Source organism: Blautia parvula (assembly GCF_020215665.1).
Classification (GTDB): Bacteria; Bacillota; Clostridia; order Lachnospirales; family Lachnospiraceae; genus Blautia; species Blautia celeris.
Genome location: NZ_CP084061.1, coordinates 1,619,318 through 1,642,718, shown reverse-complemented (window position 1 = coordinate 1,642,718; position 23,401 = coordinate 1,619,318). Strand labels below are relative to the sequence as shown.

19 protein-coding genes are annotated in these 23,401 nt (G+C 46.5%); 17 read left to right on the top strand and 2 right to left on the bottom strand.

Annotated elements, in window-relative coordinates; genetic code table 11:
* Positions 1-10: 10 nt before the first annotated feature.
* Together LC508_RS07715 and nspC are read left to right on the top strand one after the other, a co-directional pair.
* Positions 11-1,213, top strand: a complete 1,203-nt coding sequence (locus tag LC508_RS07715; protein ID WP_033142772.1) for a saccharopine dehydrogenase family protein — start codon at positions 11-13, stop codon at positions 1,211-1,213.
* A 4-nt stretch (positions 1,214-1,217) separates the two neighbouring features.
* Positions 1,218-2,342: a carboxynorspermidine decarboxylase gene (nspC, locus tag LC508_RS07710; RefSeq protein ID WP_033142773.1), complete on the top strand. Its 1,125-nt coding sequence runs from the start codon at positions 1,218-1,220 to the stop codon at positions 2,340-2,342.
* 83 nt (positions 2,343-2,425) lie between these two features.
* On the opposite strand, the gene LC508_RS07705 is transcribed toward nspC, so the two are convergent.
* On the bottom strand, positions 2,426-3,337 hold the full coding sequence (locus LC508_RS07705) for an ArsR/SmtB family transcription factor (protein ID WP_033142774.1): 912 nt from the start codon (positions 3,335-3,337) through the stop codon (positions 2,426-2,428).
* A gap of 266 nt (positions 3,338-3,603) precedes the next feature.
* Between LC508_RS07705 and LC508_RS07700 the strand changes: the two genes are divergently transcribed.
* The 12 genes from LC508_RS07700 (at position 3,604) to LC508_RS07645 (ending at position 18,538) form a co-directional block, all read left to right on the top strand.
* The gene (locus tag LC508_RS07700) at positions 3,604-5,079 is read left to right on the top strand and encodes an alpha-N-arabinofuranosidase (RefSeq protein WP_103733070.1); all 1,476 of its coding nucleotides are present in this window, start codon (positions 3,604-3,606) and stop codon (positions 5,077-5,079) included.
* 61 nt (positions 5,080-5,140) lie between these two features.
* Entirely contained in the window at positions 5,141-6,481 is a 1,341-nt protein-coding gene (locus tag LC508_RS07695) for an ABC transporter substrate-binding protein (RefSeq protein ID WP_103733071.1), read from the top strand.
* Positions 6,482-6,562: 81 nt separating this feature from the next.
* Complete coding sequence (locus tag LC508_RS07690) at positions 6,563-7,456, top strand: carbohydrate ABC transporter permease (RefSeq protein ID WP_054352872.1); 894 nt, start codon at positions 6,563-6,565, stop codon at positions 7,454-7,456.
* Entirely contained in the window at positions 7,457-8,287 is an 831-nt protein-coding gene (locus LC508_RS07685) for a carbohydrate ABC transporter permease (RefSeq protein WP_033142778.1), read from the top strand. It abuts the gene before it with no gap.
* Positions 8,288-8,445: 158 nt separating this feature from the next.
* Positions 8,446-9,315 carry a class II fructose-1,6-bisphosphate aldolase gene (fba, locus tag LC508_RS07680; protein WP_033142779.1) on the top strand — a complete coding sequence of 290 codons (870 nt, stop codon included), beginning with the start codon at positions 8,446-8,448 and terminating at the stop codon, positions 9,313-9,315.
* Between the two features lie 140 nt (positions 9,316-9,455).
* The gene (locus LC508_RS07675) at positions 9,456-10,844 is read left to right on the top strand and encodes an alanine/glycine:cation symporter family protein (RefSeq protein WP_033142780.1); all 1,389 of its coding nucleotides are present in this window, start codon (positions 9,456-9,458) and stop codon (positions 10,842-10,844) included.
* Between the two features lie 98 nt (positions 10,845-10,942).
* Positions 10,943-11,863 carry an ArsR/SmtB family transcription factor gene (locus LC508_RS07670; protein ID WP_033142781.1) on the top strand — a complete coding sequence of 307 codons (921 nt, stop codon included), beginning with the start codon at positions 10,943-10,945 and terminating at the stop codon, positions 11,861-11,863.
* A 251-nt stretch (positions 11,864-12,114) separates the two neighbouring features.
* Complete coding sequence (locus LC508_RS07665) at positions 12,115-12,969, top strand: Rpn family recombination-promoting nuclease/putative transposase (RefSeq protein WP_054352873.1); 855 nt, start codon at positions 12,115-12,117, stop codon at positions 12,967-12,969.
* A 589-nt stretch (positions 12,970-13,558) separates the two neighbouring features.
* On the top strand, positions 13,559-14,878 hold the full coding sequence (locus tag LC508_RS07660) for an ABC transporter substrate-binding protein (RefSeq protein WP_225305341.1): 1,320 nt from the start codon (positions 13,559-13,561) through the stop codon (positions 14,876-14,878).
* A 93-nt stretch (positions 14,879-14,971) separates the two neighbouring features.
* A complete protein-coding gene (locus LC508_RS07655) occupies positions 14,972-15,871 on the top strand; it encodes a carbohydrate ABC transporter permease (RefSeq protein WP_033139775.1) in 900 nt (299 codons plus the stop codon).
* Complete coding sequence (locus tag LC508_RS07650; RefSeq protein ID WP_033139774.1) at positions 15,861-16,694, top strand: carbohydrate ABC transporter permease; 834 nt, start codon at positions 15,861-15,863, stop codon at positions 16,692-16,694. Before LC508_RS07655 ends, LC508_RS07650 begins: the two co-directional genes overlap by 11 nt.
* A 44-nt stretch (positions 16,695-16,738) precedes the next feature.
* Positions 16,739-18,538, top strand: coding sequence for a glycoside hydrolase family 2 protein (locus LC508_RS07645; protein WP_103731281.1), 1,800 nt, complete (start codon positions 16,739-16,741; stop codon positions 18,536-18,538).
* A 46-nt stretch (positions 18,539-18,584) separates the two neighbouring features.
* On the opposite strand, the gene LC508_RS07640 is transcribed toward LC508_RS07645, so the two are convergent.
* Positions 18,585-20,225, bottom strand: a complete 1,641-nt coding sequence (locus LC508_RS07640) for a potassium/proton antiporter (RefSeq protein ID WP_103731282.1) — start codon at positions 20,223-20,225, stop codon at positions 18,585-18,587.
* Positions 20,226-20,420: 195 nt separating this feature from the next.
* Between LC508_RS07640 and udp the strand changes: the two genes are divergently transcribed.
* The 3 genes from udp to add are packed head-to-tail and all read left to right on the top strand — an operon-like array spanning position 20,421 to position 23,394.
* A complete protein-coding gene (gene udp / locus LC508_RS07635) occupies positions 20,421-21,197 on the top strand; it encodes a uridine phosphorylase (RefSeq protein ID WP_033139771.1) in 777 nt (258 codons plus the stop codon).
* Positions 21,198-21,238: 41 nt separating this feature from the next.
* Complete coding sequence (locus LC508_RS07630) at positions 21,239-22,447, top strand: phosphopentomutase (RefSeq protein WP_033139770.1); 1,209 nt, start codon at positions 21,239-21,241, stop codon at positions 22,445-22,447.
* Positions 22,444-23,394 (top strand): adenosine deaminase, encoded by a 951-nt coding sequence (add, locus tag LC508_RS07625; RefSeq protein ID WP_103731283.1) that lies wholly within the window; start codon positions 22,444-22,446, stop codon positions 23,392-23,394. Before LC508_RS07630 ends, add begins: the two co-directional genes overlap by 4 nt.
* Positions 23,395-23,401 lie beyond the last annotated feature (7 nt).

Here is a 23,401-nt window from a genome sequence, read left to right as displayed (position 1 = left end):
GGAAAAGAATATGGGAAAAGTAATGGTGATCGGCTGCGGCGGTGTGGCAGGCGTTGCGATCCGCAAATGCTGTGCAAACAGCCGGGTATTCGACGAGGTCTGTATTGCAAGCAGGACGCTGTCAAAATGCGATGCCCTGAAGGCGGAACTGGAGGGAAAGACAAAGACTAGGATCACAACCGCGCAGGTGGATGCAGGCAATGTGGCGGAGCTGACAGCTCTGATCGAGAGGGAAAAACCGCAGGTGGTTTTGAATCTGGCGCTTCCCTATCAGGACCTGACGATCATGGAGGCCTGTCTGGCCACCGGGACTCACTATGTGGATACTGCCAATTATGAACCGGAAGATACGGCGAAATTTGAATACAAATGGCAGTGGGCCTACCGGGAAAAGTTTGAGAAGGCCGGCATCACCGCACTGCTGGGGAGCGGATTTGACCCGGGTGTCACGGGAGTATTCTCCGCTTATGCACTGAAACATTATTTTGATGAGATCAACTATATTGATATTCTGGACTGTAACGGCGGGGACCATGGGTATCCTTTTGCCACCAATTTCAATCCGGAGATCAACATCCGCGAGGTTTCCGCCAAAGGCTCCTATTGGGAGGACGGGCACTGGGTGGAGACAGAACCCATGGAGATCAAGCGGGTATATAATTTCGCGGAAGTGGGGGAAAAGGATATGTATCTGCTCCACCATGAGGAACTGGAATCTCTTGCGCTGAATATTCCGGGGATCAAAAGGATACGTTTCTTTATGACTTTCGGGGAGAGTTATCTTACACATCTGAAATGTCTGGAAAATGTGGGAATGACATCCATTGAACCCATACTGTATGAGGGAAAGGAGATTGTGCCGCTGCAGTTTTTAAAAGCTGTGCTTCCTGACCCGGCTGCCCTGGGGCCCAGGACAAAGGGAAAGACTAATATCGGCTGTATATTTACAGGCAAAAAGAATGGGAAGGAACAGCATCTGTATATTTATAATGTGTGTGACCATCAGGAGTGTTATAAGGAGACCGGTTCCCAGGCAGTGTCCTACACCACCGGAGTGCCGGCCATGATCGGTGCCATGATGCTTATGACCGGTACCTGGAACAAGCCAGGTGTGCACAATATCGAGGAGTTTGATCCGGACCCGTTTATGGAGGCACTGAAGGAGTGGGGGCTGCCGTATCAGATAAATGAGACCCCCTGCCTGGTGGAGTAGGCCTATGAGACGGGAGGAACTGCCCACGCCGTGCTATTTGGTCTCCTTACCGGATCTGGAGAAAAACCTGCGCCTTTTAAAAGGAATCATGGACCGGACCGGGTGCAGGATACTGCTGGCACAGAAGGCGTTTTCCATGTACAGCCTCTATCCGCTGATCGGCAGTTATTTGAGCGGTACGGCTGCCAGCGGACTTTTCGAGGCAAGACTGGGGGCGAAGGAGATGGGAAAGGAAAACCACATCTATTCCCCAGCCTATAAGGAGGAGGAGTTTGAGGAGATCCTTTCTTACTGCGGGCATATTGTATTCAATTCTTTTGCGCAGATAGAAAAATACGGGAAACGGGTGCTGGACGCGGGAAAAAGTATGGGGATACGGATCAATCCCCAGTGTTCCACGCAGGAGGGACATGCCGTCTATGACCCCTGTGCACCCGGTTCCCGACTGGGTGTGACGAGGGAACGGTTTCGGCCGGAGCTTCTGGAAGGTGTGGAGGGAATACATTTCCACACACTCTGCGAGCAGGACGCAGATGATTTGAAAACAACACTGGATGCTGTGGAGGAGAAGTTCGGTGAGTATCTGTACCGGATGAAATGGGTAAATTTCGGCGGCGGACACCATATTACCAGACCGGGTTATAACATCGGGCTTTTGGAGGAATGTATCCGGCACATTCGGGAAAAATACCGGGTCACCGTCTATCTGGAACCCGGTGAGGCGGTGGCATTAAACGCGGGGGTGCTTCTTACAAAGGTGCTGGATACCTTTTCCCAGGACGGCGGCATCGCCATTTTAGATGCCTCTGCTGCCTGCCATATGCCCGATGTACTGGAGATGCCCTACAGACCGCCTCTGGCCGGAAGCAGGGAGGCGGGGGAATACCCATACACGTATCGTCTGGCCGGGCCGACGTGTCTGGCCGGCGATGTGATAGGAACCTATTCCTTTGACCATCCCCTGTCAGTGGGGGAACGCCTGGAATTCGGCGATATGGCCATATATACCATGGTGAAGAATAATACCTTTAACGGTATGTGTCTGCCCGCAATTGCTGTGGAGCGGGAACATGGGGAGTGCGAGGTGGTGAAGGCGTTTGGGTATGAGGATTTTAAGATGCGGTTGTAAATAATAGAGTAAATTATGATATAAAAGCCCTTTGCTGTGTGCTGAGAATGCATATGGCAAAGGGCTTTTTTGTTGTCAGGTTGTCATTCATATAAAAGCTTTGCTTTGATGGATTGATTGTGATTTCCAAAACCTGCACCGAAAATAGTAAATCCTCCGGGATTTCGGGTGTCCTCCGGATTAGAAAAACGCAGGGTGATGGGATGGCTGTAATCAATATGCAGGTCATCAATGGTGGTATCTGAGATTTTAGTACTTCCATCGATGAAGGTTCCGTTTTTATTGACAATGAGCATTTTGAGCAGCCCGTATTGATTGTTGCCGTCCGGATACCAGGAGGGATTAAAACGGCCGCGTTTTGAGCCATAATCTCCAGGACTTACCCAGTAACCAAGTGGGACATCATTGACTGAAAAATAAATATCTGAGGGATAGACATCCTGAAAGCCCGGTGCCTCAGACGAAATTTCAAAAGACAGCTGCAGTTCAACCAGACGTTCCCCCGCTTTTAAATCATTGGGAATATTGTATTCGATATATCCTGAGGAGAACCATAAAACAGAAGCCTCAAATCTCTGAGCAAAATAAAAATATCTGGGATCATCAAATTCACCAATCAGGCCGTTTACAGTGGCCAGACCGCAAGTTGGTTTTACCTGACAGGCAGTATAATGACCAATACGGATGTCCTGATGATAACAGTTCTCCTGGGTGATGGATGGCTGCAATTCAACGATCAGATTATTATGTTTGGGTTTGCAGATTTTCATGGAACCTCTTGTACCGGATACAGAATGGATTTCAATTAAATCTGCTTCCAGCAATTTGTTGATATGGGTTGAGATTGCACTGTTGGTAAGACTAAGCATCTGAGCAATTTCATTCAGATTTTTTCCTTCGTTTTCTGAAATGATATTCAGGATTTTCAGCCTGACTTCTGATGACAATGCTTTAAAGACAGGCAGAGCCTGTTCTGGGTTTTTAAAATACAGCATAAGGATTTCCTTTCATAGATACGCTTTCTATTACCAGATTATAACATTTAAAAAAAAACATGGCAACGTACAAAAAGACTAAATATTTGTTTGAAAATATATTTAATAATAAGAAATATATTTAATATAAATGTTAAATACATTAAAAAATGTTGAATAATGACTAATAAAAGCGTTGATATGTCAATAAAATAGTGATACTATACAATTAATCAATCAAAACATTAAATATTAAATTAAAAAGTTAAATTAAGGGAGGAAAGTCCATGAGCAGACTGGTCATCAATGGTTATCATCGGAAAAACCGCATTAATAAAAATATATACGGGCATTTTACAGAACATCTGGGGCGCTGCATTTATGAAGGGATTTATGTCGGTGAGAACTCCGGTATACCAAATGAAAAAGGAATGAGAAAAGACGTAGTGTCAGCTCTCAGAGAAATACGCGTTCCTGTTTTGCGCTGGCCGGGAGGGAATTTTGCAGACGAATATCACTGGATGGACGGAATTGGCACACGCAGTGAAAGGCGTAGGACCATAAATACACATTGGGGAGGTGATGTGGAAGATAATAGTTTTGGAACACACGAGTTTTTTGAGCTCTGCAGACAGATTGGCTGTGAACCCTATATAAACGTGAATTTGGGAAGCGGAAGAGTGGAAGAGATGCAGAAATGGATTGAATATATGACATTTGCAGGAGATTCTTCCCTTACTCGTCTCAGAAAAAAAAATGGGCAGGAGAAGCCCTGGAAACTGAAATACCTGGGAATAGGAAATGAAAACTGGCTTTGCGGAGGAAACATGACTGCAGGTTATTATGCGGATGTTTATAATCAGTTTCAAACTTACGTCAGAAGCTATGGTGAGGAATCTGTTTACAAAATTGCCTGCGGACCGCTGGATGATGATTACGAATGGACAGATGTCCTGATGAAAAAGGCAGCGAATAATCTGGATGCGATTTCTCTGCATTACTATACATATCCGGGTGTAAACATAGAAGGACAGAAGGGAGAGTCCATAAAATTCGGAGAGAGTGAATGGTATCACACAATCTCACAGTCTTTGAAAATGGAAAATCTGATTCGTATACATACAGGAATTATGCGCAGGTATGACCCGAAGGGAAGAGTCGATTTCATCATAGACGAGTGGGGAAACTGGTATAATCCGGAACCCGGCACGAATCCGGGACATCTGTTTCAGCAGAATACAGTCCGTGATGCGGTGACTGCAGCTGCGAACCTTAATATTTTTAATCAGTACAGTGACAGAATCTCCATGGCTAATATAGCACAAGCTGTTAATGTTCTGCAGTCTGTTCTTATCACGGAGAAAGATAAAGTTGTTAAAACACCTACTTATTATGTATATGATATGTTCAAATATCATCAAAACGCTATACTTTTGGATAGCTATCTGGAAACAGAGGAGATTGGTCCGGAAGCTGACAGAATAGTGAATATGAATCATTCCGTATCTATCGGGGATGATGGGAAGTTAAATATTACAATTGTGAATTTTTCTGCAGATACTTCTTATGATATAGAATGTGAAATTTTAGGTGGTAAGGCAGACGAGGCAGAAGCGTTTATTCTTCACGGGGCGATGAATGCGCACAATACTGTGCAGGCGTCTGACTGTGTGAAAAAAGTACAATTTTATGACTATAAAATGACGGAACGGGGAATAGATTTCGAAATTCCACCGAGAAGTGTTTTATTGATAAGGCTGTAGAAGGAGGGCAGCGGGAAGAAAACAGTAAATTCTAAGTATACGCTAAAGGAGGTATTTATTTATGAAGAGAAAAACAATTGCTTATGCCATTGGGGTAGTTTTGGCGTTTGGTCTGCTTGCAGGATGTGGGAATAACAGCAGCCAGAGTACAGAAAATGAAAAAAAGAGTGACACAAATACAGAGGAGGAGACCGCAGGAAATAAAGCCGCGACAGATTTTGAAATATGGCTGACCACGGAACTTCACTGTGATTTTTACGATGAAATGCAGGCACTCTGGAATGAAGAAAATCCGGATAAACAGATAAAACTGACATATTCTGTACTGCCGTATGAGGATATGCACAATAAACTTCTCATTGCCCTGCAGGCAGGGACAGGCGCTCCTGATATGGCTGATATCGAACTCGGAAAATTTGCCAATTTTCTAAAGGGTGAACCGCAGCTGGTATCTTTAAATGATGCCATTGCACAGTATAAAGATAATGTGGTGCAGTCCAGGCTTGATATTTATACCAAAGATGACAACTGTTACGGTTTGGATTTTCATGTAGGTGCATCTATGACATACTACAATGCGGAAATTCTTGAGGAAGCCGGTGTGGATTATACACAGATTAAGACATGGGATGATTTCCATGAAGCCGGCAGGACAGTGCTTGAGAAAACAGGGAAACCTATGTGCACAGTAGATACCGGAAATGATCCGTTTTTTCTCATGCCTTTTCTTGCTCAGCAGGGCGGCGGGCTTTTAAAAGAAGACGGTACCAATAATGTAAATTCTCCTGAGATGATAAAGACACTTACGTTCCTTCAGGAAATGCTGGATGACGGAACTGCTGTTGTCTCTCCGGGCGGCAGCCATCAATGTGAGGAGTATTGGGGCTTTATGAATGAGGGGGGCGCAGCTTCGGCTATGATGCCTATGTGGTATATGGGGCGTTTTACAGATTATATGCCTGATTTGAGCGGGAAAATTATAATCGCGCCTAATCCAGTATGGGAAGAGGGACAGGACCGGTCGGTTGGCCTTGGCGGTACCGGAACGGCAGTCACTGTACAATGTGAAAATCAGGAGCTCGCAGCAGAATTTCTTGCCTTTGCAAAACTTTCTGAGGAAGGGGCTGTAAGAGAATATACAATTTTAGGATTTGATCCCATGCGCAGTGATGTCTGGGATATGGATGAAGTGAAAAAAGCTGATACAAAATACACAAAGTATTTTAAGAATAATCCTTTTGAAGCATTACTGGAAGTAAAAGACGAAATTCCGGCCATAACAGTAGGGGAGAACTTCCCTGATGTAGTGAGTGCCATGAATACAAAAGTGATGTACAGGGCATTTGAAGAGAAAGAGGATCCGGCAGCTGTCTGCAGTGAAGAGGCTGCTTCATTAAAGTAAAAGGTTAACCGGAATAAACGGAATATATTCTGTCAAGGGTATATTCCGTGCCGGATTTCTGATAAAGGAAAAGGGGTTAATATGGTGAAAAGAATCAAACAGTTTGGTTATTCAAAAAAAGCAGCGCCATACTTGTTTATTCTGCCTTTTATGTTGTCTTTTCTGATATTTTTTCTGTACCCTGTTATTTCCATTGTACAGATGAGTTTCCAGTCGGTACTGCCTGGAATGGTGGAATATATCGGTATGGAGAATTATAAAAATCTGTTAAACCCAACATTTTTTAAGGCAGTAAAAAACAGTCTGGCGTATACACTGATTACACTTGCAATTTTAATACCTGTGCCAATGATTTTGGCTTGTATGATCAACAGCAGAAAAATGGTGGGAAAGACATTTTTTAAGTCTGCATTATTTGTGCCCACATTGACATCTGTTGTAGTGGCGGGCATTATTTTTCGGCTTCTGTTTGCCGAATCTGACGGCGCGCTGATGAATCAGATTATTGGTGTCTTCGGGAAAAGTCCGGTAAAATGGTTAAGAAATGGTACCACTGGTTTTATGGTTCTGATCTTTCTGGCATTCTGGAGATGGGTAGGGATAAATCTGCTGTATTTTCTTTCCGGTCTTCAGAGCATTCCAGAAGAAATTTATGAGTCTGCAGATCTGGATGGTGTAAATACATGGCAGAAGTTTAGATATATCACGGTGCCTATGTTGAGGCCAATAACAACGTATGTCCTGACCATTTCTATCTACGGCGGTCTTGCTATGTTCACAGAGAGTTATATGCTGTGGGCAGGGAACAGTTCACCGAATGATATGGGACTTACAATTGTGGGATATCTGTACAGAGCAGGATGGGAACAGAATAATATGGGATTCGGATCTTCCATTGGTGTATTTCTGCTGATCGTGACTTTGGCATTTAATGCAGTGCAGATGTATATTTCAAATAAAAAGGAGAGGGCATAAATGACTAAAAAGAAGATAAACGCAGGTATTATGCTGATTTTTTTGATTCTTTCCGTGATTGTGTTATTTCCCATACTTTGCCTGGTAATTGGAGCACTAAAGCCTTCATCAGAGATTATACGTTCCGGGTTGAATGCCAGGATAGATTTGGATATTATGGGCTTTTTTAATTTTAAGAGCCTGTTTACATCCGGAACAGAGTACTTTATCTGGTTTAAAAATAGTTTTCTGCTGACAATTGTGCAGACACTGTTGTCCTTATTTGTAAGTGCATCTGTGGCCTATGGATTTGCTATGTATGAATTTAAAATGAAAAAATTGTGGTTTTCCTGTATGCTTTTGATAATGATGATACCAATGGAGATTATTATGCTGCCTCTTTATAAAGAGATGATTACTTTTCAGCTCATTGATAGATTTACCGGTGTTCTTCTTCCTTTTATTGCAGCACCTATCCCCATTTTCTTTTTTTACCAGTTCTTAAAAGGTATATCAACAGCCTTTTTGGATGCGGCTCGGGTAGATGGCTGTACAGAGATTGGTATTTTTGTGAAGATCATTCTTCCGCTGATGGCTCCGGCATTTGCTTCCATGGGAATATACCAGGGTATGATCAGCTGGAATAATTTTCTGTGGCCTTTGATCGTATTGAAGAGTAACAGCAAAATGACTCTGCCTATCGGACTTTCAACATTGATGACTCCTTATGGAAATAATTATGATATTCTGCTTGCAGGGTCAGTTATGGCAATCATTCCCGTGTTGATACTTTTCCTGGCTTTTCAGAAATATTTTATAGCGGGTATGACTGCCGGAGGCGTTAAGGGATAACAGCAGGTGCTCAGTATTGGTAAATTTGCGTAAGAAAAGCTTGCCAGAAGGGGGAAATGTGTTATAATAATAACAAATCGTTCTTTCCTTATGAACAGGCCATTCGTCTGAGCAGGGATGGGAAAAGCGAGAATTTTCAATTAGTGGAGGTTATATTTATGTTAGTATCAGCAGCTGAAATGCTTAAAAAAGCAAAAGCAGGACACTATGCAGTAGGACAGTTCAATATCAACAACCTGGAGTGGACAAAAGCAGCTCTGTTAACAGCAGAAGAGTGCAAATCCCCGATCATCCTGGGTGTATCCGAGGGAGCCGGAAAATACATGACCGGTTTCAAGACCGTTGCGGAAATGACAAAGGCTATGATTGAAGAGCTGAACATCACTGTTCCGGTGGCTCTGCATTTGGATCACGGTACTTATGAAGGATGCTACAAATGTATCAAAGCCGGATTCTCATCCATCATGTTTGATGGTTCTCATTACCCCATCGAAGAGAACGTTGAGAAGACAAAAGAGTTAGCAGGTGTCTGCAAAGGCCTCGGCTTATCTCTGGAAGCTGAAGTTGGTTCCATCGGCGGCGAGGAAGACGGCGTTGTGGGAATGGGCGAGTGCGCAGACCCGAAGGAATGCAAGATGATCGCTGACCTGGGTGTGGACATGCTGGCAGCAGGTATTGGAAATATCCATGGAAAATACCCGGAAAACTGGGCTGGCCTTCGTTTTGACGTTCTGGATGACATCCAGAAACTGACAGGAGAGATGCCGTTAGTTCTGCACGGCGGTACAGGTATCCCGGCTGATATGATCAAAAAAGCCATCGACCTTGGCGTATCCAAGATCAACGTAAACACAGAGTGCCAGCTTACTTTCGCTGCTGCTACACGTGAGTACATCGAAGCAGGAAAAGATAATCAGGGCAAAGGCTATGACCCGCGTAAATTATTAAAACCGGGCTTTGACGCTATCTGTGCTACTATCAAAGAGAAAATGGAACTGTTTGGTTCTGTAGGAAAAGCTTTCGAGTAATTCCGCTGTAAAACATATGTATTTAAGGCTGTTTCGGGATGACCGGAGCAGCCTTTTTCTCTTCCCGCTCTTTCCGGCTGTTCATAGTTCGGACAGCACTCTCATATACTGCTATGAATATCTTTTTGGGCAGGTCCTGCATGTCAAACTTTCTGCACACGCTTCACGAATTTGTCTGGAGTCCGGGGATGCTGTTTTTCTTTCTGGCAACAGGCATACGATTTACCATAAAATCAAGATTTTTCCAGATCACCCATGCAAAGGAATGGTTTAGCACCACACTGGGTTCCCTGCTGAAAAAAGAAGAGGTGAGAAAAACAAAAGAGGAGCATTCCATCTCCCAGTTTCAGTCTTTCTGCACTGCGCTGGCGGCAACTTTGGGAACCGGAAATATCACGGGGGTGGCAACTGCGCTCATGGCCGGCGGACCCGGCGCTATATTTTGGATGTGGGTTTCCGCATTCTTTGGAATGATGACCAATTACGCGGAGAACTATCTGGGAATCCGTTACCGCTACAGGGATGAAAACGGCGGCTGGGTGGGGGGAGCCATGGTTTATATGGACAAAGGGCTTCACTGCAGATGGATGGCCGTTATTTTTTCACTCTGCTGCCTGGGCGCTTCTTTTGGCATGGGAAACATGGTACAGGGGAATTCCATGGCAAAAGGCCTGGAGGAGGCCTTTCATATACCGGCCTTTTTCACAGGTGTTGTGACTATGCTGGCAACCGCTTATGTGCTGAACGGAGGATTGAAGCGCGTGGCAGCACTCACAGAGAAACTGGTCCCGGTTATGGCGGCTGCTTACCTTTTGGGGGCGCTGGTGGTTTTGTGGGCCCATAAGGAGATGATACCGGATGCATTCGGTATCATATTCCGGGAGGCGTTCCGTGTGAAGGCAGCAGTGGGCGGTGCAGCGGGATACGGAATCAGCAGGGCGCTGCAGATGGGCGTTGCCCGCGGTATCTTTTCCAATGAGGCAGGTCTTGGTTCCTCGGTGATCGCCCATGCGCAGTCCGATGTCAAAGACCCGGAAACCCAGGGAATGTGGGGAATCGCGGAAATTTTCATAGACACGATTTTAGTCTGCACGGTCACAGCCCTTGTTATTTTGGTCAGCGGCGTCTATCAGCCGGAAATCTGTCTGCAGAACCTGGCCGCAGGCATTGAGAATATTGACGGCACCACACTTACGGGAATGGCATTTTCCACGGCCATACCTTTCGGAAAACAGTTTCTGGCCGCTGCCACCGTACTGTTTGCCTTTGCCACCATTGTGGGATGGTCCTGCTTCGGAGAACGGACCGCTGCTTATCTCTGTAAGGAAAAGGGCGCCGCAGCGTACCGGTTCTGTTATATTCTGCTGACCCTGCCGGGCTGCATGCTTTCCCCGGGTGTTATATGGGAACTGTCCGATACATTGAACGGTATGATGGCAATTCCGAATCTGCTGGCGCTGTTCTTTTTGGGACGGGAAGTGAAATACATAGCCGATAAAAAGAAAAAAGGTAAGAGAATACAGCCATAAACTTTCTTGCTGCTGCCAGGAGAAGATGATATACTAAAACAAAATCTATGGAGATACCGCATATGGCTGTATCAGAAAAAGAAACGGGTTGGTGAATTATGGCAAAAATAAGAGAGCTGGATATGGAGAATGTGGAGACGCTCTGTGACGTGGGAAAGGCTTTATCTTCCCCTGTGCGTGTGGAAATCCTGAAGCTTCTCTATTCTGACAATATGATCATAGGAGAGATCGCAAAGGCGCTGGACATTCCCCAGTCCAGTGCTGCCTTTCATCTGAAGCTTTTAGAGAAGGCGGATTTGATCCGTATGGAGGAACAGCCGGGCAGCAGGGGAACCATGAAGGTGTGCAGCAGAAAATTTGATTTTGTAAATATGTGTCTGCTCAGGCGGAACCTGGACGTCAATGAGATCGTCAGTGTGGAAATGCCCATCGGCAGTTATACGGGCTGCAAGGTCCATCCCACCTGCGGCCTGTACTCCCCGGAAGGCGTCATCGGTATGGAGGATACCGAGTACAGCTTTTATGATCCGGAGAAAATAAGAGCCGGACTTTTCTGGACATCTGCCGGCTATGTGGAATACAAATTCGCAAACGCAGTGCCAAAGAACCGTCATGCCAAGAGCCTGAGCCTGTCCATGGAAATCTGTTCCGAGGCTCCGGGATACAGGGAGGACTGGAAATCAGATATCACGGTATGGATAAACGGTGTGGACTGCGGAACCTGGACATGCCCAGGCGATTTCGGAAGCAGAAGAGGCAGACTGAATCCCGCCGTATGGCCGGACGGCTCTACCCAGTACGGAATGCTCATGACCTGGGAGATACTTGGAGACGGCTGTTTTATCAATGGAAACAAGGCAGCGGAAGCCACACTGGAGGACCTCTTCCTCATGGAGAAGCCATACATTGATGTACGGATAGGAAATAAGGAGGACGCCAGGTATATAGGCGGATTTAATCTGTTTGGAAAGTCTTTTGGAAACTATGAGCAGGATATTGTAATGAGTGTGGAGTATTAAATCAAATCTGTTGTACAGGCTGTCGGTGCCATATGGAGCAGAATCTTCCCGATCTGTGCAGCGCCAAGCGTATTGGCCGGCACGGAGGAAACAGTACCTCCTGCCTTATGGGCGTCAGGCTTGCCTGCTTACTGTTTGGGAAGAGCAGTGACTCAAAAGGAAAATTCGAATATATAAAATTAAATATGGCAATTGCAAACCTGATGTGATATAATCAGAACAGAATTCCTCTGCTTATGCGGAGGTTGTTTATGAATCAAAACAGAAAACTGGCACAACTGATGTTCAAAGACAATTTTATGTTTGGTGCAGTTATGGTAAATGAAGAAATCTGCCGTGATTTTCTGGAGATGGCTGTGGGTTTTCCTATTGAAAAGGTAGAAATCAGCAGAGAGAAAAGCATGATTTATCATCCGGAATACCGGGGGATACGACTTGACATCATAGCCAAAGATGAGAACCGAACACATTACAATGTAGAAATGCAGGTGGCAAAAAAGTCTTTTCTGGAGAAAAGGGCCAGATACTATCACAGCCAGATGGACATAGAGCTGCTGCTTACAGGGGAGGATTATGAACGGCCTCCCGCAGCTTATGTGATCTTTATCTGTGATTTTGACCCCTTTGGCCTGAAGAAATACCGCTATACGCTTCAGAATGTCTGTGCAGAGACAAAGAGAACCGTTTCGGACGGGAGAGTTACCATATTTTTAAGCACCTGTGGGGAAAATGAGAAAGAAGTACCTGAAAATCTAGTTAAGTTTCTGAAATTTGTTAAGGCTGATCTGCCTGAGAGCACTCAGGATTACCGGGATGATTTTATAAAAAAAATCCAGGAGTCTATGATAAAAATCAAGAGCAGCCGGGAAATGGAGGAGAAATTCATGCTGCTGGAAGAGTTATTGAGAGATGAGCGCGCGGAAGGTAAAACGGAAGGCAAGTCTGAGTCAGTCCTGTTCTTACTGCAGGATCTGGGGCCTGTTTCCGATGAACTCAGAGATAAAATCCTGGGGGAGAGGAATCGGGACGTCCTTTTAAAGTATTTGAAGCTGGCGGCACATGTCGGCTCCGTTGCCGAATTTATGGATATAATGGATAAAATTTGATCCGCTGCTTCTGAGACCTGATAACATAACCGAAATTCTGAGAGCGGATGCTGCTTAATCTGACAGCGGCATCCCTGTCTTACAAATCTATACCAGATCTGGTATATGAAAAATCCTATTGTAAATTATATTTTTAAATTATAAGCAGAGGAATTCTGTCTTTGGACCTTTTGGCTTACTGCGGGAGCCTGCAGTTTTGACATCACATGCCAAATAATTATGAGAACAAGAAGCACACCCACTCAGTTATGACAGAAATACTGAAAACAAACAGTAAAAAGATACTTAATAGAACAGTAATACTGTTGTATATAAATAGAAATACTGTTATAAATGGTCAAAAACACAAAAATTAGCAAAATAAAACTTGACATACTGACGGAATGACGGTATTATAGATGCATAAAGAACAATAAAACTGTTTTAAATGAGGCTCTTACAAAGAAATAACCAACAGTAATATTGTTTTTATGACCGGTCACAAAAGGATAAGAAACCAAATTTCAAGGAGGAAGAGAAAGTATGAAACGTAAAGCAATCGCATCGATCCTGGCACTTACATTAACTGCAGCAGCAGTCCTTTCCGGCTGTGGAAGCGAAAATTCAGAAAAAAGCGAGGGGGGGGGTAAAATCCTCTCAGGAAGAAGGAACCGAAGAGCAGGGTGAAGAGGCCTCAGCGGATGTAAACGACGATGGAACAGTCAACAATCCGGAAGCAGTTGCTGTAGACAAAAATAAATTGGTATTCTGGTCTCTGTTCAGCGGCGGCGACGGGGAATTCATGGATAAGATGATAAGCGAATACAATGAGGGTGGCCCGGAAAAGCAGGTACAGTCCATTATGCTGGTATGGGCAGATTACTATACAAAGCTGCAGACAGCAGTGGCAGCAGGCAAAGGCCCTGATATTGGTGTTTCCCATGCATCATCCCTTCCGGAACTGGTAGAACAGGGTGTGGTTGCCCCTCTGGACGATTATCTGGATGAACTGGGCGTGGACCTGAGCACCATGTATTCCGAGACATCCCTGGAATCTGTAACCTTTGACGGCTCTATTTACGCGGTTCCGCTGGATACCCATGCAGAGATCATGTATTTCAACAAAGATATCCTGGACCAGGCAGGCGTCGCGCTGAATGACAAGGGCCAGCTTGCTATTGCCAGTGAAGACGATTTCTACGCAGTTTGTGATAAGATCAAAGCGGTTATCCCGGAGGGAGGCTCAGTTATCTCTCTGACAAATAATGGTGATGACCCATATCGTGTATGGTGGGCGACTTACTTCCAGATGGGAGGAACCCCTCTTGTGAATGAAGACGGCAGTGAAGTCACCATGGATAAAGACATTGCGGTAAAGGCGGCGGAATTTGTAAAGAGCCTCTATGACAAGGGCTATGTGGCAGAAGGAATTGATGACCACCAGCAGTTTTTCCAGAGCGGAAAAGCCGGCATCTATATTGGTGGTACATGGGGAACCGGAGCCCTGGAGAAAACAGAAAACCTGAATTTCGGTGCCATGCCTTATCCGCAGATGTTTGACAAGAATGCATGCTGGGCAGACTCCCATACACTGATTCTTCCGACTAAGAAAGACAGAAGCGAGGAGGACAGCAAGGCAGCAGTGGAATTTATGGTAAGTGCTTCCGAAAAAGGCGGCCTTACATGGGCAGGCTCAGGTCAGATCCCTGCCAGCAATGCAGTCAGGGAAAGCCAGGAATATCTGGATATGCCCTACAGAAGCAGCTACATGGAAGCTCTGGAGACAGCAGTTCTTCCCTCAAAGGTTTCTACATTTAATGCTATGAAGTCAGGTATGATTGACAGTCTGAATACTCTGTGGTCAGGTGATACTGACGCAGAAGAGGCAGTCGGTATGCTTTACGACGAACTTGATACGAATCTTCCGTAAATAAGCAGGGCAGAGAAGGGGGAGCATAAGGCTCTCCTTTCCCTTGCAGACAGCAAAACTATCGTGAGCGGGAAGCTGTAAGGAGGAAATCAAGTGAGTAAAAAAAGAAAGCGAAAAAACCTGCTGGCAGGACTGGGATTCATACTGCCCTTTTTTATCCTGTATACAGTATTTACCATTTGGCCGGTGATTCAGGGTGTCTATGTCAGCCTTCATAAATGGTCTCTGATGGGAAAAGTAAAGTTCGTGGGACTTGACAATTACATAAAATTCCTGGGGGATAAAAAGTTTCTGGACGCCCTATGGCACACTACGTATTTCGTACTGATCACCACACCCCTTCTGGTGATTATGGCACTGATTCTAGCCTTGTTTGCCAACCGGCCGAACAAATTAAAGAAGGGCCTGCGTATCTGTTATTATCTTCCCAGTGTACTGTCTGTGTCTGTTGCGGCATTTATAGCAAAATATATGTTCACGCCGTACCGGGGATTTATCAACGGATTTCTGCATTTTATTAAGGTCCTTCCCCCGGACAGGGAGCTGCAGTGGCTCAACGAGAGCGGTCTTGCCTGGTCAGCCATCACAGCCATGACGATCTGGTGGACGGTTGGATTTTCCATGCTTCTGTATCTGTCTGCGCTTCAGGATATATCGCCCCAGATATATGAGGCCGCATCCATAGACGGCGCAACCAAGAGACAGCAGCTTTTCTCCATCGTACTGCCGCTTTTGAAGCCGACTACTTATCTGGTGGTTCTTCTGCAGGTCATTGCTTGTTTCAAAGTATTTGGACAGATTTATATGATCACAGTAGGCGGGCCGGCAGGATCTACAAGGCCGCTGATCCAGTACGTATATGAGACAGCCTTCAAGAAAAACAACATGGGGTATGCGGCAGCCATGTCCTATGTACTGTTTCTGATACTTGTAGTATTGACTATTGTGCAGAAGACGATTGAGAGAAAGGGGGCAGAGGCTGATGAATTCTAAGGCAAAGAAAAAACCGGGCAGTATTGTATTATCCATCATATCCGTGATCCTGGCGGCGATCTTTATGACGCCGATTCTGTGGTCTCTGGCAGTTTCCTTCCAGAAAGAGGGAAAGCAGATCAATAGTATACTGGACTGGTTCACACCACCGTATACATTCCAGAATTACCCGGATCTTATTCTGGGTTCGGATGTTACAAAATGGCTGTTCAACAGTGTATTTATCGCTGTGTTGACTACAGTTCTGACCGTGATCCTTTCTGCCATGGCTGCGTATGCTCTGGCAAAGATCAAATTTAAGGGGAGCAATGCGCTATATTTCTATTTTCTTCTGGGATTGATGGTGCCGGGGGAAGCAACCATTGTACCTCTTTTTATCACGGCAAACGGCCTGAATCTCATTGATTCCTACGCAGGCCTTGTATTGCCCACAATTGCGGGTTCCATGAATCTGATCATAATGGTGACCTTTTTTAAAGGACTGCCAAACGAGCTTCTGGAGGCAGTGCAGATTGACGGGGGAGGAGAGCTGACCGCATTCTTCAAAGTGGTGCTGCCCTTGTCAAAGGCGGTTATCTCAACTGTGTGTATTTTCGCCTTTATCGGAAGCTGGAACAATTATCTCTGGCCCCTGCTCTGTTCCATGAGCAGCAGTAAGTTCACCCTTCCCATAGGTATTCCGACCTTTGCGGGAACTTATACGGTGGACTATGTAAAACCAATGACAGCAAATATGATAGCAGCGGTGCCTGTTATTCTTATTTATATCCTGTTTGAGCGTCAGATCGTGGAAGGCATCACCATGTCCGGCGTCAAGGGATGACAGGAAAAGTAATTGACATTTACCTATAAGGAGGACAAACAGAAATGAAATGCTACAAAAAAGACTATCCGAGACCCCAGTTTGTGCGTGACAACTGGATGAATTTAAACGGGACATGGGATTTTGGATTCGATGACGAAAACCGCGGAGAAAAAGAGGCATGGTATGAGAAGTTTAAAGGAGAGAGACAGATTCAGGTTCCCTTTACCTACGAGACCAACTTGAGCGGTATCGGCGAGGAGGAGATCCATGGAAATGTCTGGTACAGACGCAGCTTTGCGGTAAATGGCGAAATGCTTTGCGGCAAAAGGCTTCTCCTGCATTTTGAAGGCAGTGATTTCCTGACAAAAGTGTGGGTAAACGGCAGTTTTGCGGGCAGTCACAGAGGCGGATATTCCCGCTTTTCCTTTGACGTGACAGACCTTGTGCGTGACGGGGAAAATGAGCTTGTAGTGAAGGTGGAGGATTCCACTGACATCCGCCAGCCAAGAGGAAAACAGCGCTGGATTAAAGAAAATTTTGCCTGCTGGTATGTGCAGACAACAGGCATCTGGAAAACCGTATGGATGGAATACGTGCCGGAGATCAGACTGGACCACGTAAAGATAACACCTGTACTCACAGACAATGCGGTGGAGCTGGAGTATGAAATAGCCGCCGCCGCGGAATGCTTCGGCGATGAGCTTTCGGTGGAAGCGGTAGTCAGTTTTGACGGAATGTTTGTGGCAAAAGGAACGGTTTTCATGGCTGCTTCCCACGCAAAAACCGTGCTGGAAGTCTCCGGTTCAGGGGAGAATGCCTTTGTCTGGGGCGTAAGAACCTGGTCACCGGAGGAGCCTGATCTGTATGACATTACTTTCCGCGTTCGGTATAAAGGAGAGGTTTGTGATGAGGTGGGTTCTTATTTTGGCATGCGGGAAATCCGCATTGATGGACCAAACATTCTGCTGAACGGCAAACCACTGTATCAGAGACTCATTCTTGACCAGGGATACTGGAAGGATTCCCATCTGACCCCGCCAAGTGAGGAGGCGCTGATCGAAGATATCGACAAGATTCATGCGCTTGGTTACAACGGCCTGCGCAAACATCAGAAGATCGAGGATGAGCGTTTCCTGTACTGGTGTGATGTTAAAGGCATGTTGGTGTGGAGTGAGGCTGCCGCTGCCTATGGATTTTCAGATTATGCCGTGGAGCTGTTCACAAAGGAATGGATCGACATTGTGCGTCAGAATTACAACCATCCGTCTATCATCACCTGGACTCCGTTTAACGAATCCTGGGGAATCCAGAGGGTGGAAGTGGATAGAAAACAACAGCATTTTACAGAGGCAGTTTACCATCTCACAAAGAGCATGGACGGATACCGCCCGGTGGTAGTCAATGACGGTTGGGAGCATACAGTTTCCGATATCATTACGCTTCATGATTATGAAGAATGCGGCGATATTTTCTATGACCGGTATGCGGGACATAAAGAAGAGATTCTGAGTACAGAGATGTATCACAGCAGCAGCAAATCCGCAATGGCAAACGGATACGAATACAAAGGCCAGCCGGTCCTGATCAGTGAATACGGCGGAATTGCCTTCAACAATGACGACAGCGGCTGGGGATACGGCAATAAAGTGAACAGCAGGGAGGAGTTCATCCGGCGTTTTGATGAGATCACGACTGCTGTGAAGAAGGTACCTTATATCTGCGGCTTCTGCTACACACAGGTGACAGATGTACAGCAGGAGATCAACGGTCTTATGGATATGGAAAGAAACTTCAAGATAGAACCGGAAATTATCAGGGAAATCAATGAAAGACATGTAGGATACTGGAGATCTTATATGTAAAAAAGAGCAGCTCTGCGGAAAATAAAACCGCGGAGCTGCTTTTGCCTTATCCGGCAGGTAATTCTTTTACGGGCAGGTTTTTCCGGTATTCCGGTACGGAATAGATCACAAGCAGGTCATTTTCCATAATGACTGTGTCCCCGTTCGGAACAACCGTTTCCTCCCCGCGCAGAATCATAATGACCAGTTCGCCGGGATAGGGAGAGAAGTCGGAAATCTTAATACCGATCCAGGGACTTTTTGCGGTTATCCGCATTTCCGTCAGCTCCAGATCTTCCTGTTCCTGATATCCGCGGGCGCTTAATACAGCCGTATCCCCGGGGAGAAAAATGGTTTCTCCGCTTGGGATCACGGTCTTGTCCCCCCGCAGAAGCATGAGAAAAAGAGTGTCCGGGGGAAGGGGAATGTCCTTCACAGCCGTATGGCTCCAGGAGTGTGTCTCTGTTATGCGGATGCGGATAAACTGCAGGTCAACTTCCTCAGAGTAATCACTGAAGGTCTTCATGACATCCGCCTCTGTGTCACTCATATTCAGTTTCTTCGCTGCCTGGGAGAGAAAACTTCCCTGGAATAAGATGGAGAGCAGTACAATACAAAATACAATATGATAGACATCAAAGCCGGTATAAGCCTCATCCACAGTGGCCATAATGGCAAAAACAATGGACGCTGCACCTCTGAGCCCTGCAAAGGAGACAAGGGCCTGCTGATTGAGACGGCATTTGAATGGCATCAGTATGGCCAGGACCGCCAGAGGCCGTGCCGCCAGGGTCAAAAACAGGGCGATTGCCAGTGCCGGAAGGAAAATATGGGGAAGCTTTGAGGGCGTTGCCAGCAGACCAAGGAGAAAGAAGATGAGCATCTGCATAAGTCCTGTGATACCGTCGAAGAAGTTTACCAGTGATTTTTTGTTCCTGATCTTGGTATTGCCGAGAATGATTCCTACCATATAGGCACTTAAGTATCCGTTGCCGCCCGCCATGGAAGGCAGTGCATAGGAGAGCAGCGCTGCCGCGATGACAAAAGCCATATCAAATCCCGCAATATCAAAACGGATATGCCGCAGGATAAAACGGGCTGCAAAAGCAATGAGGCATCCAAAGAGAATACCGAAGAAGAGCTGCGCAAAAATCATATAAAAGACAGAGCCTGCGCTTGCCGTACCGCTCATGGCAGAGAGAACCACTGCTGTCAGCATATAGGAACAGGGGTCATTGCTGCCGCTTTCCAGCTCCAGCATGGAGGCTGTGCCGTATTTGAGGCCCATATTTTTAGAACGGAGTATGGAGAAGACAGAGGCCGCGTCCGTGGAGCTGATGACAGAGCCTATGAGCATGCTGTCCAGAAAGCTGAATTTCAGGACAAAATAACAGAAGAAACCTGTGAGGGCGGCGGTGATCACAACTCCCAGAGTGGAGAGGAACACAGATTTGACGGCAACAGGTCTGGCCTCATTCCAGTTGGTGCCGAAACCGCCGTAGAACATAATGAAGATCAGTGCTGTGGAGCAGATATTTTCCGCCAGCGGATAATTGTCGAAAGAGATTTTTACGATACCGTCTGTTCCGAAAGCCATACCGAGAAGGATAAAGGCCAGCAGCATGGGTACACCGATCTTATCGGAAATCCGATGCAGTACAATACAGAGCAGAATTACAGATGAAATTAATAATAAGTTCCATGTCATTTTTTTACCTCCTGGTGAGTGTCCGCAGTGGAAGCAGAGTTTTCAGAGTGGGCAGGCGTCAGGGAAGTGAAACCTGAGGTTATTGTAACATGAAAACAGGTTTTTGTAAAAAAGAGACACATGACCTTTTTTATTTCCTGTGATTTGTTATAATAAATCTATGAACCACGTAAATTACAGGAAAGGGATGAATATATGATAAATTATTCAGAAGTAGAGGGAAAACAATATCACACACAGGTTGGCAGAGGGGATGTGGGGCGTTATGTCATCATGCCGGGTGACCCAAAGCGCTGTGAAAAGATCGCGAAATATTTTGACCATCCCAGGCTGATCGCGGACAGCAGGGAGTATGTGACCTACACGGGTACCCTGGAGGGGGAAATGGTCAGTGTGACATCCACCGGCATCGGCGGCCCTTCTGCGTCCATCGCCATGGAGGAACTGGTCATGTCAGGCGCTGATACATTTATCCGGATAGGAACCTGCGGAGGCATGGATCTGGATGTAAAAAGCGGCGATATCGTCATTGCCAACGGAGCCATCCGCATGGAGGGGACCAGCAAGGAATACGCGCCCATTGAGTTCCCGGCAGTACCGGATTTTGGTGTGACCAATGCCCTTGTAAATGCAGCAGAAACGCTGAAGAAGCCTTACCATGTGGGAGTGGTGCAGTGTAAGGATTCCTTTTTCGGACAGCATTCCCCGGAGACGAAACCGGTGGGCTATGAACTGCTGAACAAATGGGATGCATGGCTGAAACTGGGCTGTAAAGCATCGGAGATGGAATCCGCAGCTATTTTCATTGTAGCCAGTTATCTGAAAGTCCGGGCAGGCAGCGTTTTTCTGGTGGTGGCTAACCAGGAGCGGGCGAAAAAGGATCTGCCGAATCCTGTCGTACACGATACGGAGGGCGCCATACAGGTGGCAGTGGAAGCAGTCCGGGAACTGATCCGAAAGGAAAAAAAGTGATCCGGAGCGGAAAATATGGCATAACAGAAAAGAGGTAGCAGATGGAAAGTAAAGAAAGATTCAGAAGAGTGTTTGTGATCGTTATAGATTCCCTGGGGGTGGGCGGTGCCGTGGATGCGGAGCAGTTTGGTGATGCAGGGGCAGATACTCTTGGGCACATTGCCTCGCATGTGAAGGGATTTTCTGTTCCCAATATGCAGAAGCTGGGAATTGCCAATCTTCACCCGCTGGAGGGAATAGAACCTGTAAAACATCCTCTGGCATATTACACAAAACTCAATGAGACCAGCAGGGGAAAGGACACCATGACAGGCCACTGGGAGATGATGGGCCTAAAGACAGAAAAGCCTTTTATCACGTTCACTGAGACAGGATTTCCACCTGAACTGATCGCGGAGCTGGAAAGACGAACCGGGCATAAGGTGATCGGCAATAAGAGCGCCAGCGGCACAGAGATTTTGGATGAACTTGGTGAGGAGGAAATTGCCACCGGACATATGATCGTCTACACCTCCGCGGATTCTGTACTGCAGATCTGCGGCAATGAGGAGACTTTCGGCCTGGAGGAGCTGTACCGGTGCTGTGAGATCGCAAGGGAGCTTACCATGAAAGATGAGTGGAAGGTGGGAAGAGTCATTGCGAGACCTTATGTGGGCAGAAAGAAGGGAGAGTTCAGACGGACCAGCAACCGCCATGACTACGCGGTCAAACCCTTTGGGAAAACCGTGCTGAATGCCCTGAAGGATGCGGGGCTGGATGTGATCTCCATTGGCAAGATCAATGATATCTTCGCCGGAGAAGGAATCACAAAAGCGCTGAAATCAAAGAGCTCTGTCCACGGCATGGAACAGACCATCCGGGAGGCAGAGGAGGATGATTTTCACGGGCTGTGTTTTGTGAATCTGGTAGATTTTGATGCCCTTTGGGGGCACAGAAGGGATCCGGAAGGATATGCCGGGGAGCTGGAACGTTTTGATGAAAAGCTGGGAGTTTTTCTGGACGCCATGAGGGAAGACGATATGCTCATCATCACGGCGGACCATGGAAATGACCCTACTTACCAGGGGACAGACCACACAAGAGAGCAGGTGCCGTTTTTGCTGTATTCGCCGTCCATACAGGAAGGAAAAGCGCTGCCCCAGGCGGATTCCTTTGCGGCAGTCGGCGCCTGTGTGGCGGAGAATTTCGGTATACCCATGCCAGAAGGAACGATTCGGATATCCCGGAATTATATGGAGGAATGCAGATGAATGCCATTGAGGAACTGAAAAAATATGACCTGCACTGCCACCTGGACGGCTCCCTATCGGAGGCAGTCATAAGAAAACTGGCATCCGGTGCCGGGGTGGACATTCCTGCAGGGGAAAAGCTTATGGATCTTCTTCAGGTACAGCCGGACTGCAAAAGCCTGAAAGAATATCTGGAAAAGTTCGACCTGCCCCTGTCCTGTCTGGCGGACCGGGATAGTTTCCGCATGGCTGTGTCCCAGCTTTTAGGAGATGGGGCAAAGGAGAATGTGGTATACATGGAGATTCGTTTTGCGCCGCTTCTGTCCGTGCGGGAGGGACTTACATGCAGGGAGATCATTGAAGGAGCTCTGGATGGTCTGCGGGAAGGCCGGGAAAAGTATGGTGTAGGCGGAAATCTGATCCTCTGCGGTATGCGTCATATGCCGGCGGAAAAAAACGTGGAGCTGGTAGAAACAGCAAGAGAGTATCTGGGCCGGGGCGTGGCTGCCGTTGATCTGGCCGGGGATGAAGCTGCATTTCCGGTAAAGACCCAGGCGGAAATGTTCCGGAAAGCAAAGAGACTGGGTATGCCCTTTACGATCCATGCAGGCGAGTGTGGCAGCGCGCAGAGCGTGTGGGACGCCATTGAACTGGGAGCTGACAGGATAGGCCATGGAATCGCGGTCAGGAAGAATAAGAATCTGAAGGCACTGTGTGCACAGCGGAGGATTCCTCTTGAAATGTGTCCCACCAGCAATCTGCAGACAAAAGCTGTGGACAGCCTGAAGGATTACCCGATCCTGGAGTTTATGGAAGCCGGGATTCCCGTTACGGTGAACACGGATAACAGGACCGTGAGCGGCACGACGATAACGAAGGAGCTGGAACTTTTAAAAGAGTATTTTCATATTACCTACAGCGATATGGAACAATTGATGAAAAATGCGGCAGAGGCAGCCTTTGACTAAGTATATT

Coding starts and splice junctions, on each gene's coding strand:
- LC508_RS07685 (WP_033142778.1), top strand. CDS start 7,457: ATGACTAAAAAGAAGATAAACGCAGGTATTATGCTGATTTTTTTGATT.
- LC508_RS07690 (WP_054352872.1), top strand. CDS start 6,563: ATGGTGAAAAGAATCAAACAGTTTGGTTATTCAAAAAAAGCAGCGCCA.
- nspC (WP_033142773.1), top strand. CDS start 1,218: ATGAGACGGGAGGAACTGCCCACGCCGTGCTATTTGGTCTCCTTACCG.
- udp (WP_033139771.1), top strand. CDS start 20,421: ATGATAAATTATTCAGAAGTAGAGGGAAAACAATATCACACACAGGTT.
- LC508_RS07675 (WP_033142780.1), top strand. CDS start 9,456: ATGTCAAACTTTCTGCACACGCTTCACGAATTTGTCTGGAGTCCGGGG.
- fba (WP_033142779.1), top strand. CDS start 8,446: ATGTTAGTATCAGCAGCTGAAATGCTTAAAAAAGCAAAAGCAGGACAC.
- LC508_RS07695 (WP_103733071.1), top strand. CDS start 5,141: ATGAAGAGAAAAACAATTGCTTATGCCATTGGGGTAGTTTTGGCGTTT.
- LC508_RS07700 (WP_103733070.1), top strand. CDS start 3,604: ATGAGCAGACTGGTCATCAATGGTTATCATCGGAAAAACCGCATTAAT.
- LC508_RS07705 (WP_033142774.1), bottom strand. CDS start 3,337: ATGCTGTATTTTAAAAACCCAGAACAGGCTCTGCCTGTCTTTAAAGCA.
- add (WP_103731283.1), top strand. CDS start 22,444: ATGAATGCCATTGAGGAACTGAAAAAATATGACCTGCACTGCCACCTG.
- LC508_RS07640 (WP_103731282.1), bottom strand. CDS start 20,225: ATGACATGGAACTTATTATTAATTTCATCTGTAATTCTGCTCTGTATT.
- LC508_RS07630 (WP_033139770.1), top strand. CDS start 21,239: ATGGAAAGTAAAGAAAGATTCAGAAGAGTGTTTGTGATCGTTATAGAT.
- LC508_RS07645 (WP_103731281.1), top strand. CDS start 16,739: ATGAAATGCTACAAAAAAGACTATCCGAGACCCCAGTTTGTGCGTGAC.
- LC508_RS07715 (WP_033142772.1), top strand. CDS start 11: ATGGGAAAAGTAATGGTGATCGGCTGCGGCGGTGTGGCAGGCGTTGCG.
- LC508_RS07670 (WP_033142781.1), top strand. CDS start 10,943: ATGGCAAAAATAAGAGAGCTGGATATGGAGAATGTGGAGACGCTCTGT.
- LC508_RS07650 (WP_033139774.1), top strand. CDS start 15,861: ATGAATTCTAAGGCAAAGAAAAAACCGGGCAGTATTGTATTATCCATC.
- LC508_RS07665 (WP_054352873.1), top strand. CDS start 12,115: ATGAATCAAAACAGAAAACTGGCACAACTGATGTTCAAAGACAATTTT.